The organism is Streptomyces sp. P1-3, assembly GCF_050613155.1.
In the GTDB taxonomy this organism is placed as follows: Bacteria; Actinomycetota; Actinomycetes; order Streptomycetales; family Streptomycetaceae; genus Streptomyces.
This window is the reverse complement of record NZ_CP192512.1, coordinates 6,551,057-6,564,145: the sequence shown is the minus strand read 5'-3', so window position 1 is coordinate 6,564,145 and position 13,089 is coordinate 6,551,057. Positions and strand designations below refer to the sequence as shown.

Annotated in this window: 10 protein-coding genes; 4 read left to right on the top strand and 6 right to left on the bottom strand. The window is 71.2% G+C overall.

Annotated features, from left to right (window positions below):
- Positions 1-565 precede the first annotated feature (565 nt).
- The gene (locus tag ACQUSR_RS28085) at positions 566-1,672 is read left to right on the top strand and encodes a glycosyltransferase family A protein (protein WP_431045393.1); all 1,107 of its coding nucleotides are present in this window, start codon (positions 566-568) and stop codon (positions 1,670-1,672) included.
- A 13-nt stretch (positions 1,673-1,685) separates the two neighbouring features.
- On the opposite strand, the gene ACQUSR_RS28080 is transcribed toward ACQUSR_RS28085, so the two are convergent.
- Genes ACQUSR_RS28080 through ACQUSR_RS28070 form a run of 3 tightly spaced genes read right to left on the bottom strand, consistent with a single transcriptional unit; the run spans position 1,686 to position 6,149 of the window.
- On the bottom strand, positions 1,686-2,615 hold the full coding sequence (locus ACQUSR_RS28080; RefSeq protein ID WP_431045392.1) for a glycosyltransferase family 2 protein: 930 nt from the start codon (positions 2,613-2,615) through the stop codon (positions 1,686-1,688).
- The gene (locus ACQUSR_RS28075; protein ID WP_431045391.1) at positions 2,608-4,581 is read right to left on the bottom strand and encodes a glycosyltransferase; all 1,974 of its coding nucleotides are present in this window, start codon (positions 4,579-4,581) and stop codon (positions 2,608-2,610) included. The genes ACQUSR_RS28080 and ACQUSR_RS28075 overlap by 8 nt, the downstream gene beginning before the upstream one ends.
- 17 nt (positions 4,582-4,598) lie before the next feature.
- Complete coding sequence (locus ACQUSR_RS28070) at positions 4,599-6,149, bottom strand: carbamoyltransferase C-terminal domain-containing protein (RefSeq protein WP_431045390.1); 1,551 nt, start codon at positions 6,147-6,149, stop codon at positions 4,599-4,601.
- Between the two features lie 158 nt (positions 6,150-6,307).
- Here ACQUSR_RS28070 and ACQUSR_RS28065 point away from each other — a divergent pair, with 158 nt between their 5' ends.
- Both ACQUSR_RS28065 and ACQUSR_RS28060 read left to right on the top strand, forming a co-directional pair.
- Entirely contained in the window at positions 6,308-7,216 is a 909-nt protein-coding gene (locus ACQUSR_RS28065) for a galactosyltransferase-related protein (RefSeq protein WP_431045389.1), read from the top strand.
- Complete coding sequence (locus ACQUSR_RS28060) at positions 7,209-8,048, top strand: sulfotransferase family protein (protein ID WP_431045388.1); 840 nt, start codon at positions 7,209-7,211, stop codon at positions 8,046-8,048. The genes ACQUSR_RS28065 and ACQUSR_RS28060 overlap by 8 nt, the downstream gene beginning before the upstream one ends.
- On the opposite strand, the gene ACQUSR_RS28055 is transcribed toward ACQUSR_RS28060, so the two are convergent.
- The 3 genes from ACQUSR_RS28055 to ACQUSR_RS28045 form a co-directional block, all read right to left on the bottom strand.
- Entirely contained in the window at positions 8,033-9,091 is a 1,059-nt protein-coding gene (locus ACQUSR_RS28055) for a glycosyltransferase family 2 protein (protein ID WP_431045387.1), read from the bottom strand. The two genes, ACQUSR_RS28060 and ACQUSR_RS28055, sit on opposite strands and share 16 nt — an antisense overlap.
- Entirely contained in the window at positions 9,088-10,779 is a 1,692-nt protein-coding gene (locus ACQUSR_RS28050) for a carbamoyltransferase C-terminal domain-containing protein (protein ID WP_431045386.1), read from the bottom strand. The genes ACQUSR_RS28055 and ACQUSR_RS28050 overlap by 4 nt, the downstream gene beginning before the upstream one ends.
- Positions 10,780-11,087: 308 nt before the next feature.
- On the bottom strand, positions 11,088-11,252 hold the full coding sequence (locus ACQUSR_RS28045) for a hypothetical protein (RefSeq protein ID WP_431045385.1): 165 nt from the start codon (positions 11,250-11,252) through the stop codon (positions 11,088-11,090).
- 485 nt (positions 11,253-11,737) lie between these two features.
- On the opposite strand from ACQUSR_RS28045, the gene ACQUSR_RS28040 reads away from it, so the two are divergent.
- Complete coding sequence (locus ACQUSR_RS28040; RefSeq protein WP_431047887.1) at positions 11,738-12,913, top strand: transposase; 1,176 nt, start codon at positions 11,738-11,740, stop codon at positions 12,911-12,913.
- Positions 12,914-13,089: the final 176 nt, after the last annotated feature.

The window sequence follows — 13,089 nt, the reverse complement described above, 5'->3', positions numbered from 1 at the left end:
AGGGTGGTGCACTTCGTCGCCACCGCCCTGGCCGGGCCGCTCGACCTGACCGCCTGGGGCTGCCGGCCATCACCCGGCCTCCGAGCCCAGCCGCTCGGCCGGGAGCACACTTGCGCACCCCTGGAGGGGCAGTGCTGCGCGCCGGGTCGGCATTCGGCCGTCGTCGAGACCGGCGACGGCGTCACCGTCAAAGAGGGACCCGCGCCAGTTCGGGGTTGGTTCACGGGTGAGTCGTCTGCTTACGAGGTCGATCACCGCTGCCCCTGGCACGGAGGCCAGTTCGGTGAGCGCCCTGCCCGTCCCTCCGGTGGCGGCGCGGGAGGCACCGGAGGGAAGACGGCCCGCTCGTGCCGCCACGGCGTCGACGTACCGCGCTGATCGCCTCCGGCGCGTGAAGAGCTACCGGCACCACCACCGTCCGCGCCTCCGTCGTCCCCAGCCTGGCTGCCGTTGCCGCCGCCGTTCGGGGTCCGGGCGTCAGGCGCCGGGAGGGCATGCCCGCCCGGCGCCGGGGTTGACGAGAAACTCTCTGGCCCGGCCTGCGGCTCTGTGGCCCACTGAATGAATGGGAAGCGCGTTGAACCCGTCCATTCGTGAATCCATGCGGAAAGTCGGGAATGATTATTCGAACATCGAGCGGAATTTCGCCCGAGCAGTCAGGAAAGAACTGTGCGATCTCACCGTCGGAGGGGCGAACGGAGACGGCGGGCTCGGGGGATCACCCGCCGCTTTCACAGGAATCGCCGAGAGACTGTCCGTCGTGGTCTGCACGTACAACGGAGGGAACACCCTGCCGTTGCTTCTGGCGGCGTTGGAGCGGCAGCGCCACCGCGGCTTCGAGGTGGTCATCGTCGACGACGGGTCGGACCGGCCCGTCGAGCCGCTCGTCCGTGCGGCGGCGCTGTCGGTGCCGGTCACACTGGTGCGGAGCAGGCGCAATCGGGGGGTGGCGACCGCGCGGAACCTGGGCCTCACGGTGGCCGACGGGGACAGTGTCGTGTTCCTCGACGACGACATGCGGCCGCCGCCCACCATGACCGGCTCGCTCGCGCTGCGGCAGACCCATGCGGCCGGCTGCGTGTTCGTGGGATTCCGCGAGGACGTTTCCGCCGAGCGCTTCTTCGCCGATGATCCGAAACCCCCACGTACCGAACGGGACTGGCGCTGTCACAGCAGGCGTGGCCCCGGTGAATACCTGTTCCTCGCTGCCGACCAGAACGCGCCCCGCGTGCACCGGAGTGAATTCTCCACCGTGCGCGACACCGACTATTTCAAGGCACTCGGGCACGGTCGTGTCTTCGAGTTCTGGGATCTGCCGGGGCTCATGTCCGGGCACAGCGTATGCCTGAAACGCGCGGACGCCGTCGCCGCCGGCGGTTTCGCCGAGGAGTACTTCAGGGGGTGGGGCGCGGAGGACCTGGCCTTCGGCGCGGTGCTCGCGGCGCGCGGGCACTACGTGGTGCCGGCCCTGGACTGGGTGTCCCTGCACCTGCGTCAGGAAGGGCGACACGCCGGCGGCCGGGCCGCCGAACGCGAGAGCCTGCGGCGGAACTTCGCCCGGTACCTGTCGTACATCGGGGAGCCGCTCGGCCGGCGGCAGCTCCCGTCGCACTGGTTACGGCCCACCGGCAGGGCCGTCGGGGGCGTGGAGACGTACGAGGTGCGGAACTGAGCCTCGCGGTGGTTCACCCGACGGCGTGGTCCTCCTCGATCATCGCCGCCGGGCCTGCCGCCAGGCGCTGCTTGTAGCGGGTCCGGTTGGCCAGGGGCTCGGGGTGGGCCACGTAGTGGCGCGGATGCTCCAGGTGCAGACACGTCACGGCGGCCGTGGTCTGCCAGGCGCGGACCAGCGAGGTGCGCGAAGCTAGTTTCACCAACAGATCGTCGTCCTCGCAGCCCCAGCCGGTGTAGGCCCGGCAGTATCCGCCCACTTCCGCGAACCGGTGTGCGGGAACGAGGAGTTGTCCCCAGTGGAAGGGCGCCTGGCGCTGAAGTGGTTCCGGCAGGCCGGGGTCGTATGCCGTGCGCGGTGGCCACACCATCGGCGTCGGGGCGAGCAGGGCGTCCTTCCCCAGGTCCTGCCACTCCAGGCGCTCATCGGGGTGCGGGACCAGTTCGGGGCCGGGCGCGGGGGTGACGTAACAGGTCCGCAAGGGTGGTGCCGTCACCCGCAGGTCCACAGGTTCCACGGCACCGGGAAGCGCCCCGGCGCCGCCCGGCAGCCGGTACATCCACGGCTGGGCGAAGGCGCCCTCGCCCGCGAGCTCCAGACCTCGACGCAGATAGTCGCGGCCGAGCGGGACCACGTCGGCGTCGGTCAGGCACAGGACGGGTGCGCGGGCGTGCCCGGCGGCGATGTTGCGGAGGACACCCGCGGCCCGGATCCCCGGGTCCGCGCGCACCACCCGCACGCCAGCGAGGTCCGGCGCGATGTCCCCCGCGACCGCGACGACCACTTCGCAGGGCACCCCCTGCGCCCGCCACGCCCCGGCGACGGCGGCCAGGCTCTCACGGCCGCGATGGTCGCCGTAGAGCGGGATCACGACGCTCACCTCAGGCGCGACGCTCACCTCGGGCGCGATGCTCACCTCGGGCGCGATGCTCATCTCAGGCATGACGCTCCTCCTCCGCTGCCCGGCGCCAGCGGCCGGCCAGGCTCGGTTCGACGCGGTTCTTCCACAGGTGCAGCAGGTGGTGACAGGCGGCGGAACCCTGCTCGGTCAGCAGGTCGGCATGCTTGGCGAGGATGTACTGGTACTCGTCGTGGAACATCGGCGCGGGGGACGCGAACGTCAGCGACTCGGCATGGCGCCGGTACGAGAACAGTGCGCGCGGCACGACGTCGCCCTCGTACCCGGCGCGGGCCAGCCGCACGAGCAGCTCCCAGTCGTCGAGCGTGGGCAGTTCCTCGTCGTAGCCGCCCACGGCGTCCACGGCCGTGCGCCGCAGCAGCCGGGTCCGTTTGCCCGCGGTGTTCAGGAACGGCGTCAGGGCGGGGACGATCCCAAGCGGAGCGTCGATGACGTCCAGCAGGCCGAAGTGGCGTACGTAGCAGGTGGCGTAGGCGAGTTCGGGCGCCCGGCGCAGGACTGCGGCCAGGATCGCCACGCAGTCCGGGTGCAGAAGGTCGTCGCCGTCGAGCGGCAGCAGGAACTCCCCGCCGGCCGCGGCGAACCCCGCGTTGTACGCGGATCCCGGGCCGCCGTTCGTCTTGTCGACCTTGACCACGTCGTCGGGGAGGGCGTGGAAGGCGGCGACGGTCGCGGGGTCGGTGGAGCCGTCGTTGACGACCACGATCTCTACGGCGGGATGGGTCTGCGCGCGGACGGAGGCGAGCGTCTCGGGTAGCCAACGGCCCTTGTTGTGGACGGCGATGATGACGGAGACCGGGGCAGCGGTCCGTACGGGTGCAGGTGGGCGGCGGGCCGTTCGGTATCCGGCGATCAGCCGTTCGGCGGCCGGGGCGGCGTAGTTCCGTGCGGCGGCTCGCGCCTGCCGGGACAGGGCGGTGCGGTCGTCATCGTACGAGGATCCCGGCCCGAGGAGCTTCGCCAGCACATCGGCCAGCGCCTCCGGATCGCCGGGCGGTACGACGAACCCGGACCTTCCGTCGGTCACCAGCTCCGCCGTACCGCCGCCCTCCGTGCAGACGACGGGGACGCCGTTTGCCATCGCTTCCAGGGCCTCGTAGGGGCAGTTGTCCCAGCGGGCGGGGACGACGCAGAGGTGGGCGGAGGCCCAGACGGCCGCGCGGTCGGGCGTGTCCGCCGGGTCGAGGAACCCGATGCGCCCCCGCAGGTCGGTGGGGATCCGCCGGGCGAGGTGGTCGGCGTGTGACAGGCCCAGGCGGCGGTGGGCGGTGCGCGGTCCGAACAGGGTGAAGGTCACGTCAGGTTCGGCACGGGCGAGTCGTACGGCCGCCTGGACGAACACGTCCGCCCCGCCGAGCGGGTCGAGCGGGCCCGCGCACACGACGTGACGGGCGGCTCGGGATGCCGGGTCGGCCGGCGGCACCGGGTCGGCCGGCGGCACCGGGTAAGGGGCCGCGAGGACACGGCCGTTGCGCTCGCGTGCGTACCCGGCGACCCGGCCGGAGGGCATCAGCAGCAGATCGGCGTGGCGCACGCAGTACTCCTCCGCGTGGGCGGCCATCGCCCGGTCCGTGTCCCCGGGGTGTTCCTCAAGGTGCGGGGCGAGGAGCGTGGCGGGTGCGTGCAGGCGGACGGTGAGCGCGGTGTCGCGGAACTCGCCGAGCAACCGTTTCGCGCGGATCGTGGTGAGTCCCTCGCCGTCGCGCTCGGGGAACTCCACGGCGTCCAGCGGGGTGTGCTCGTGCAGTGCGCGCAGCGCCGCGTACACCTGGTCGGCGTGGGCGTGCGCGGGGGTGAGGAACGCCTGCCCCGCGGGCGGCGGGGGCAGCGGGACGACATCCATCCCGCACTTCTCTGCCGCCTCGAAGTCACCCTGTGGGGACAGCAGATGGACCTGCTGCCCGGCGCGCACCAGCTCCCGCCCCGCGTGGTGGACGTAGCGGCTGACCTGGTCCTGGTCAGGCGCGAACTCCCTTACGGTGAGAGCCACCCGGAGCCGTCCGGCCCTCACCGGCGTCGGTAGCACTGGTCGCCCACCGCCATGATGTCCACACCCCGTTTCTCGCAGTACCGCGTCAGGTCGGAGAAGTGGTTGATGAAGCCGTGTCCGTTGAAATTGAGGGAGGTGTTGCACAGCACGCCCGCGCCATGGCGATCGGCGAAGGCCGTGAGGAGCCCGTGCAGCGGGGCGTTGGTGTCCGGGCTCACGGTCTGTACGCGGGCTGAGCCGTCGACGTGGGTGACGGCGCGCAGGCTGTCGGAGCGCACCTTGCGGAAGTAGAGCATGTACGGGTCCTCGAAGCCGCCGTGGAAGAGCGTGTCGGTGTCCTCGACGCGGCAGCAGGGGGCGATGGGGCGGTAACTCTCCCTTGCCTTGATGGTGTTGAGGCGGTCGCGAGTGCTCTCCTGGAACGGCTCGGCGAGCAGGGAGCGGTGGCCGAGCGCGCGCGGGCCGATCTCCCAGCGGCCCTGCACCCACGCGACGACCGCTCCCTCGCCGAGGTCGCGGGCCAGTTCGGCGTGGTCGAGTCGGGAGCGCTGCCAGCGGGCGGCCGAGGGCTGGGCGTCGTGCACGAACTCCAGGCCGCTGTACACGTTCCAGTCGAGATGCGGGTCGCCGGTGAGGTGGGCGAGGGCATCGATCGCCGTGCCGATGGCGGAGCCGGAGTCGTTGGCCACGGGGGGTACGAACACCGATGAGAAGTGGCCGAGTTCGGCCCACATGCTGTTCCAGTCGCAGTTCAGGCCGCAGCCGCCCGAGATGTGCAGCGGGGTGCCGGCGGGCAGGTTGGCGCGCGCCGAGTCCGCGAACATCCCGAACAGGCGTTGGCTGAGCAGCGCCGCCGCGGCCTTGGTCTGGGGCGCCTCGACGCCCGCGTCGTGCAGCACGGTGTCCCGGAAGTCATCCTTCGGCGCTGGGTAGGTCGTGGGCAGGGCGAGGATCCGGTCGACGACGTGGGTGATCTCGGCGTCGGCGTCTCCGGGGTCGGCGTAGGCGGCGAGTGCCATCAGCTTGCCCGCGTCGCCCAGCCTCGGGGCCGGCCGTTCCTTGAACGACGGGTCGGCCAGCGCGAACAGGAACGCGAACCGGGCGCCGGGTTCGCCGAGCACGGGCACGTGGCGGACGACCCGGCAGTCACGGTCGACCAGGTAGAGCGCCCCGGTCGTCCCCTCCCACACCAGGACGCTGCGCAGTTCGGCGTCGGTACGGGGCGCCAGACCCAGCGCCGTCATGAGGTGCGAGCGCTCGTGCGACGAGGAGAAGTAGCGCACCTCTTTGCCGAAGAAGCGCCAGGGCCGCTGCTCGACCGCGTGCGCCCCGCGGTAACCGGCGCCGACGCGGCGGTGCGCCACGGGGCCCTCGCGGCGCCAGCCGCCGACGGCTACCACGTCGGGCAGTTCCCCAGTCAGCTCCGCGGCCCGCAGCACGGTGCCGATTCCGGCCGGCGCGTTCCGCTTCCCCGAGTCCTTTTCCGCCTCCAGCGAATACAGCAGTTTCCGGTCACGCACGATGGCGATCGCACCGTCGTGCGCTGGATTCACCGCGAGAATCAGCACGTCTTCTTCCCTCTCTGCACTCGAACGCAGATAGCTCGTTTCGAATTTATTTCGACGGATGCGCCGCCGCTGCGCCCGCGCCGGGCATGGCCGGAAACCAGCAGAGAATTACCCGACGGGATTCTCCGGCCCCCCGCGCGCCTCTTATCGTGCGGAATATGACTGACGGAAACGAGACCGGAACCGGGATCGAAGTGAGCGTGGTGATCCCGCTGTACGGGGATCACCGGGGGCGGGTCAGCATCGGCACGGTGGCCGAGGCGTGGCTCGCCCAGGACGTACCGTGCGAGGTGGTGCTGGCCACCGCGGGTGACCTGAACCTGGACGGCACCGGCGGCGCCCGGATCGTCACCGCCGATCCGGAGCTCACGGCACCCGGGCTGCTGCGCAACAGGGGCGTGGCGGCCGCCCGCGGCCGGATGCTCTACCTCTCCGACTCCGACGTGGCTCCGCTCGGCCGAGGCTACCTGCGCCGCTGTCTGGAACTGGCGGGCGAGGGCGCCTTCGCCCAGCCGTGGATGCACCGCCTGCCGGGCCCCCTCAGCGGGCCGGTCGTCGACCTCGTCCCGGCGCCCGCGCCACGGCCGTACTGCTTCGTGACGCCCGGTCCCGACGGCACCCTGCGCCCGTACCCGGGCGAGGTCATCACCGCCAAGCGGATGCAGCACTGCGGCATCGTCACCGAGGTGCCCATCATGTTCCCGCCGCCCGACCTCAACCCCGCCGCGGCCGACAAGCGCGACTGGCGGGCGCCCTTCCACTGGGGCGCGATGCTCCTGGACCGCCGGGTGTTCGAGGAGGTCGGCGGCTACTGCCGCCGCTACTTCGGCTGGGGCTGCGAGGACGACGACCTGTACGTGAAGGTCGCCTCCCAGGTCCTGGTGCGCATGGCCTGGGCGACCGACGCGGAGGGGATCAGCTGCCTGCACTTCGAACACCCCTATCCGTACGCCGGGACGCCCGAGCGGGAGTCCAACAGCGCCCTGTACACGCGGCGCCTCGCCACCGGCGTGGAGGCGATGATCGCCCAGGACGTGGCCGACGCGAGGGCGGCGGCCCATGTCTGACACGGCCCCCACACCGCTGTTCCTGCTCGGCATCACCAAGCGCAGCGGCACCAACTTCCTGTACGACCTGTTGTGCCGGCACCCGGACATCGAGAAGCGGCCCCCAATCTGGGAGGACTACCTGCTGGACCACGCCGGTCCGCTCACCGACTTCACCTCCTCGGTCACCGGCCTGTGGCGCGAGTGGTGGGACATGGGAAAGGCGGAGGCCGACCGCTTCGTCCGGGCGGTCGGCGCCGGCATCGAGTCCTTCCTGGTGGAAGGGGCCACGACCCGCTTCGTGCTGCTCAAGACCCCGACCCCGGCCAACGTCCACCTCGCGCCCCTGCTGTTCCCGCGCTCCCCGGTGATCCTGCTGGTCCGCGACGGCCGGGCCGTCGCGGAGTCGACACGGCTCACCTTCGGCAACACCGACGAGGAGACGGCCCGGCGCTGGGCCGACGGCGGCCGCCAGATCCTCGACTTCCTGGCCGACGGCCGGCAGCCGGAAGAGTCCGGGGAGAGCCCGGCCCGCCTGCTGCTGCGCTACGAGGATCTGGTCACCGGCACCGAGCGCGAGCTGCGCCGGGTGTTCGCCGCCCTGGGCGCGGACCCGGAGGCGTACGACTACGCCGGAGTCGCCTCCCTCCCCGTGCGCGGCTCCTCCGTGGCGCGCGGCGGCGCACGCGAGGTGCACTGGGAGCCCGTCGCCCGCCCTGAGTCCTTCGACCCGCTCAGCCACCACCCGGCCTGGGAACCCGCCCGTCTCGCCGCCTTCGCCGAGGTCGCGGGTGAGGTACTGGCGGCCTTCGACTACCCAGAGGTCTACGCACCTGTTCACAGCGCTTCGTAGCGGCTGATGCCTCCCGCACCGGGGCCGCCCAGGCGCCGGACCCGGTGCCTGGGCGGCCGCAGCGCGTCGAGCGGCAACCGCAAAAACTCCAGGTAGCGGGCGAAGTTCCGCTCCAGCGAGGCGCGCTGGGCGGCTCGCGGTTCGTGCCGCCCAGCGTGCCGCAGATGGAAGGAGACCCAGTCCAGCGCCGGTACGACGCTGTGCCCGCGCGCCGCCATCACCGCGCCGAAGGCCAGATCCTCCGCGCCCCAGCCCCGGAAGTGTTCCTCGGGGAAACCGCCCGCCGCGAGGGCGTCCGCGCGCTTCACGCACACGCTGTGCCCGACGACCATGCCGGGCAGGTCCCAGAAGCCGATCGCTCTGCAGTGTCCGAACTCCTTGAAGAATCGGCTCTCCCGCACCAGTTGGTAGGAGAGGCGGTCCGGATACGGGACACTCCGGTCGGCGGTGAGCAGCAGATGCCGGTCCCCGCCCCGGTCGCTGCTCCACCGCCAGTCCCGCTCGATGCGCGCGGCGCGCGGCTGGGGGCCGAAGAAGGTCTCCGGCCCGGTGTTCTCCCGGAAGCCGGTGAACAGGCAGCCGTCCGTGTGCTGCTGGCGCACCGCCAGCAGCCCCGTCGTGTGCGGCGGTGCCCTCATGTCGTCGTCGAGGAAGACCACCGTGCTGCCCTCCGCCATCAGCAGGCCGATGTTGCGGGCGGTGGCGGCGCCCCGGTTGGCGTGACAGCGCACCAGCGTGACCGGAACCGTCAGCGCGGCCTCCCGTACGGTCCGCTCCACCGGCGGATCGGAGCCGTCGTCCACCACCACGACCTCGAAGCCGCGGTAGGTCTGCTCCTGAAGACCGGCCAGGGCGCCCGCGAGGGCCCGCCTCCCGTCGTAGGTGGCGACGACGACCGAGACCGGCTCCCGGACCTCGTCGAGGGCACCGGTACCGGCACCGGTCAGCTCCAGCCCCGTACGGTCGCCGAAGGCCCGCTCCACCGCCGAGTAGTCGTTGCCGTGAGCCCGCAGCCCGTCCAGGAGCGTGAGAGCGTCCCTCACGACCGCCGGACCACGTACGGCGGCATCACCATCAGGTCGATGTCCGGGCTCTCGGCCATCAGCTCGACGCCCTGCTCCGGGGTGAGCACCATGGGCTGCCCCTTGATGTTGAGCGAGGTGTTGATGACGGCGGGCAGCCCGGTCTCCTCGCCGACCGCCGCGATCAGCGCCCCGAATCCGGAGGCGGAGTCGGGCACGTACTGTCCGCGCGTGGTGCGGTCCACATGGACACCGGCGGGCGCCTGCTCGATGTGCTCGCGGCCGACCAGGTGCATGTTCAGCATGTAGTCGCTCAGGCCCGCGACCGGCGGCTCCATACCCAGCGCCGTGAAGCCCGCCCCGGTCAGCGAGAGCGCGGCCGGCCGCCACGGCTCGCGGCCCTTGACACGGTTGAGCCGGTCCAGGGTCGTGCGGTGCCGGGGCGAGGCGAGCAGACTGCGGGCGCCGAGCGCACGCGGCCCGAACTCGTTGGGTCCGTCGAACCAGGCGACGACTTCGCCCTGCGCGATCGACGAGGCGACCTCCGCCAGCAGCCGGTCCCGGTCCAGCGCGACCGCGTCCAGACCGCCCGCCTCCAGGGCCTCCTCGATGGCGGGAACCGTGACCGGCGGTCCGAAGAAGACCGGCTGCCCCTCCTCGGCGGGCAGCGGTGGCGGGGTGGTGCCGTACAGGGCCTCGGCGAGCATGGCGGCGCCGAAGACCGTCCCGCCGTCGTTGGGCGCGACCGTCCCGGACACCCGCGCGTAGCCGCTTTCCAGGGCGATACGGCGGTTCATGTGTGCGTTGAGGGCGACCCCGCCGGACAGCAGCAGCGTGTCCTCTCCGGAGAGCCGGCGGGCGCGGGCCGCGAGCGCCAGGCCGGCCTCCTCGATGGTCAGCTGGGCGTCGGCGGCGAACGGCGCGTAGTCGAAGGCGTTCGCCGACGACTTGGTGTAGGGGAAGACGTTCTCCTCGAACGCCGCCATCCACTGCTTGCCCAGCTTGTCCCAGCTCAGCCCGCCCGTCACGGCCCCGCGCAGCCGCCCGTCGAGGCTGAAGTCCCCGATCCCCTCGTCGAACCTCATGAACCGCATGTCGCTGGTACGGCCGTAGGAGCTGAGTCCCATGAACTTGCCCGCGCCCCACCAGCCGAGCTTCGCGTACGCCGCCGCGGCGCCGTAGAACATGCCGAGCGACCAGCGCTTGTCATACCGCTCCAGCAGCCGGAAGTGTCCCCGGTCCACGTGGAAGAGGGATGTCGAACCGTCGCCGCCCCAGCCGTCGGCGACCAGGATGTCGGCACGCTCGTACGGGTTGAGGAAGTAGGCGCCGGCCGCGTGGCACAGGTGGTGGTCGAAGAACGTGATGTCCCGCGTGCCCAGCTCGGGCGCGAGCGTGGGCAGGATCGTGTCGGTCAGCGCGGAACTGACGTGGACCCCGCAGGGGATGCCCGGGGCCTCGGTCACGGGGGTGTCGGGCGGCGCGTCGGCCCAGGCGAAGCCGATCGCCTGGATCTCCCCGGGATGCACGCCGAAGGCGTCCAGCAGCGCCCGCGCGGCGCCCTCGGGGCCCTCGCCCTGGGCATGCCGGCGCCGGCTGATCCGCTCCTGCTCCAGCGCGCCGACCACCTTCCCGTCGACGGCCAGGCAGGCCGCCCCGTCATGGCAGCCGGGTACGTCCGGGCGGCCGATGAGACCGAGGACGATCATTCGCACCTCCTGCTCGGTTGTGCACCTGTGCTGTGCGGATCAAGGATGGGGCGTGTGCGGGCAACACGTCCGGGGAATTCCGTTAACTCCTTTGTTCCGGACTTTCTTAGGCCGATTTCATGTCTTCGAGAATGGCTTTCGGCGTGTCCGGGCAGCGCCTTCCAACGTGATAGCAGACACCCTCACTTCGAAAGATCGAACGAAATTCTTCAGCCGCCCGCACATGCCAGTTCGAATGCACCTGCCCTGAGTGGGCCGCTCTATTTCCAACAGGGCTTCGGCAAAGTTGTTCGTTGTCCGGTTCGTGATCATGCGAGCCCGAGGAGGGAGAGCGGTCGGCGAGCGTCGCGGGCGTTGTTCGAGACCTGCACGTCGGGCTCGTCGGCGGCAACGGCCTGCGGTACGGTCAAGGCCGCCGCGGCCAGAGCTGTGGCGGCGACGGCCGCGCGTAAGACAGTCTTCGATCTGGACATGAGCAGGTTCCCCCCTGCTGGAGATTGCGGGACTGGTCATAGCGCAGACCCAAAGCCCCCCCCCGGCGTGCGGGCTCCCTTACCCGCGCAGGCGGCCAGCCTCGCGGTCGACGGTGACCTTAGTCGCGAACAGTGCGAAGTCGCAGGATTGGCATTCGGTGCTGTACTGGGTGCGGCGCTGCTACTGGTCGCGGCGCCGGCGGATGTGCAGGCGGACGCGGAGAAGGAAGACCGCGGTGTCCATCTGGGTGTCGGAGGGCGGAGTCTGCACGTCGGCGATGCGAACGGTTACGTCAGCGGGCACACCACTGCGGAGGCCAGGCTGCGTGCCTACTCGCCGAGCGGGCGGCACTACAACGTCACGGGTTGGAAGAACGGCAACAAGGTCAGCCGTTACGGGATCGGGCCTACGGGAGGCGGCCGACATCGTCCAAGAGGCACTGCGCCTGGGCCCCGAGGAGGTCTACACGTACGAAGTGGCCCGGATGATCGCCCACCTGGCGGACAACAGGACAGTCGCCGACAAGCTGCATCGCTCCATCCTCCAGCTCGATCCCAACCACCCAGGCGCCTTGGCCCGCCAGACCAAGAAAGCGGCCGATGCCCCAGGCGTCAAAGCCGCACTGGCCGCCAGCCTGTACGCGGACGCATTCGCCGCCATCCCCGACAGCCCCGGGCTGCGGCGCGATCTCGACCGGGCCACCTACCAGCTGCTGCGCGGAATCCGCTGGCTGGCACTCATCTGCGTGGTGGCCGCCGGGTCGATGGTCGATCTGTTCGCCGCAGAGGGTGAGACGCAGCGGGACGCCGGGCAGGACGTGGAGCCGGCCGACGATTTGCGACGGCACCGACGGGCGGTGGCGCATCGCCCGCCGCACCGGATACGAACGGATGGTCTCCACCGTCGACCCCGAAGCCGGCACGTGCACAAGACCCGCTCCCACCGGCAGGACGGCTTCAAGGCCCACCTCGCCGTCGAGCCGGAGACCGGACTGATCACCGCGATCACCCTGCGGCCCGCCGCCGGAGCCGAACACCACGAAGCCGCCGTCGCCCTGGACCTGCTGGACCAGGAGACCGGAACTTGGGACGTCCTGGCCGACTCCGCCTACTCCACCGCTGCCCTGCGCGAGGAGCTGACCGCGTCCGGGCACCGCCTGCTGATCAAACCAGCCGTGTTGAAGAAGGCCGTCACCGGCGGTTTCACCCTCGACGACTTCCACATCGACGCCGCAGCCAGCACGGTGGCGTGTCCGGCCGGCCACACCACCACCCTGCTGCCGCCGAGCGGCAAGCACCAGCAGCGCAAAGCCTGGTTCAACGTCCAGCAGTGCACCGGCTGCCCACTGCGGGCCCGGTGCACCACATCCAAACGGGGCCGCGTCGTCACCTGGCGCCCCCACCACGAGCTGCAGGCCGATGCCCGCCGACAGGCCACCGATCCCAGCTGGCAAGCCGACTACCGCCGTTGGCGTCCGCCCGTGGAACGGGTCATTGCCTGGCTCGTCGCCCACGGCAACCGCCGCTTACCCTGCCGCGGCAGCATCAAAGGCGAACGCTGGATCCACCACCGGGCCGCCGCCCTCAACCTCCGCCGACTGATCAACCTCGGACTCAACCACCACAACGGCACCTGGACCCTGACTCCAGCCATCCCATAACCACGGGAAAGGGGCTGTCTGAGCCTGCAGCCGAACGGTCTCCTCCCAACATCTTCATTGAACTTCTAGCCGCCCCCCTTGCACAACGACGTCACCGTCCTGTGCACCACCAGCTACGCCGAGGCCGGCGGGCGCGTCCGCGGCGGATGCGCGCCGCAGACGGCGAGCCGTTCATC

Excerpts from the sequence above, each read along its gene's own strand:
- ACQUSR_RS28085 (WP_431045393.1), top strand. The coding sequence starts at position 566 with ATGGGAAGCGCGTTGAACCCGTCCATTCGTGAATCCATGCGGAAAGTC.
- ACQUSR_RS28080 (WP_431045392.1), bottom strand. The coding sequence starts at position 2,615 with ATGCCTGAGATGAGCATCGCGCCCGAGGTGAGCATCGCGCCCGAGGTG.
- ACQUSR_RS28065 (WP_431045389.1), top strand. The coding sequence starts at position 6,308 with ATGACTGACGGAAACGAGACCGGAACCGGGATCGAAGTGAGCGTGGTG.
- ACQUSR_RS28060 (WP_431045388.1), top strand. The coding sequence starts at position 7,209 with ATGTCTGACACGGCCCCCACACCGCTGTTCCTGCTCGGCATCACCAAG.
- ACQUSR_RS28050 (WP_431045386.1), bottom strand. The coding sequence starts at position 10,779 with ATGATCGTCCTCGGTCTCATCGGCCGCCCGGACGTACCCGGCTGCCAT.
- ACQUSR_RS28045 (WP_431045385.1), bottom strand. The coding sequence starts at position 11,252 with ATGTCCAGATCGAAGACTGTCTTACGCGCGGCCGTCGCCGCCACAGCT.
- ACQUSR_RS28040 (WP_431047887.1), top strand. The coding sequence starts at position 11,738 with ATGATCGCCCACCTGGCGGACAACAGGACAGTCGCCGACAAGCTGCAT.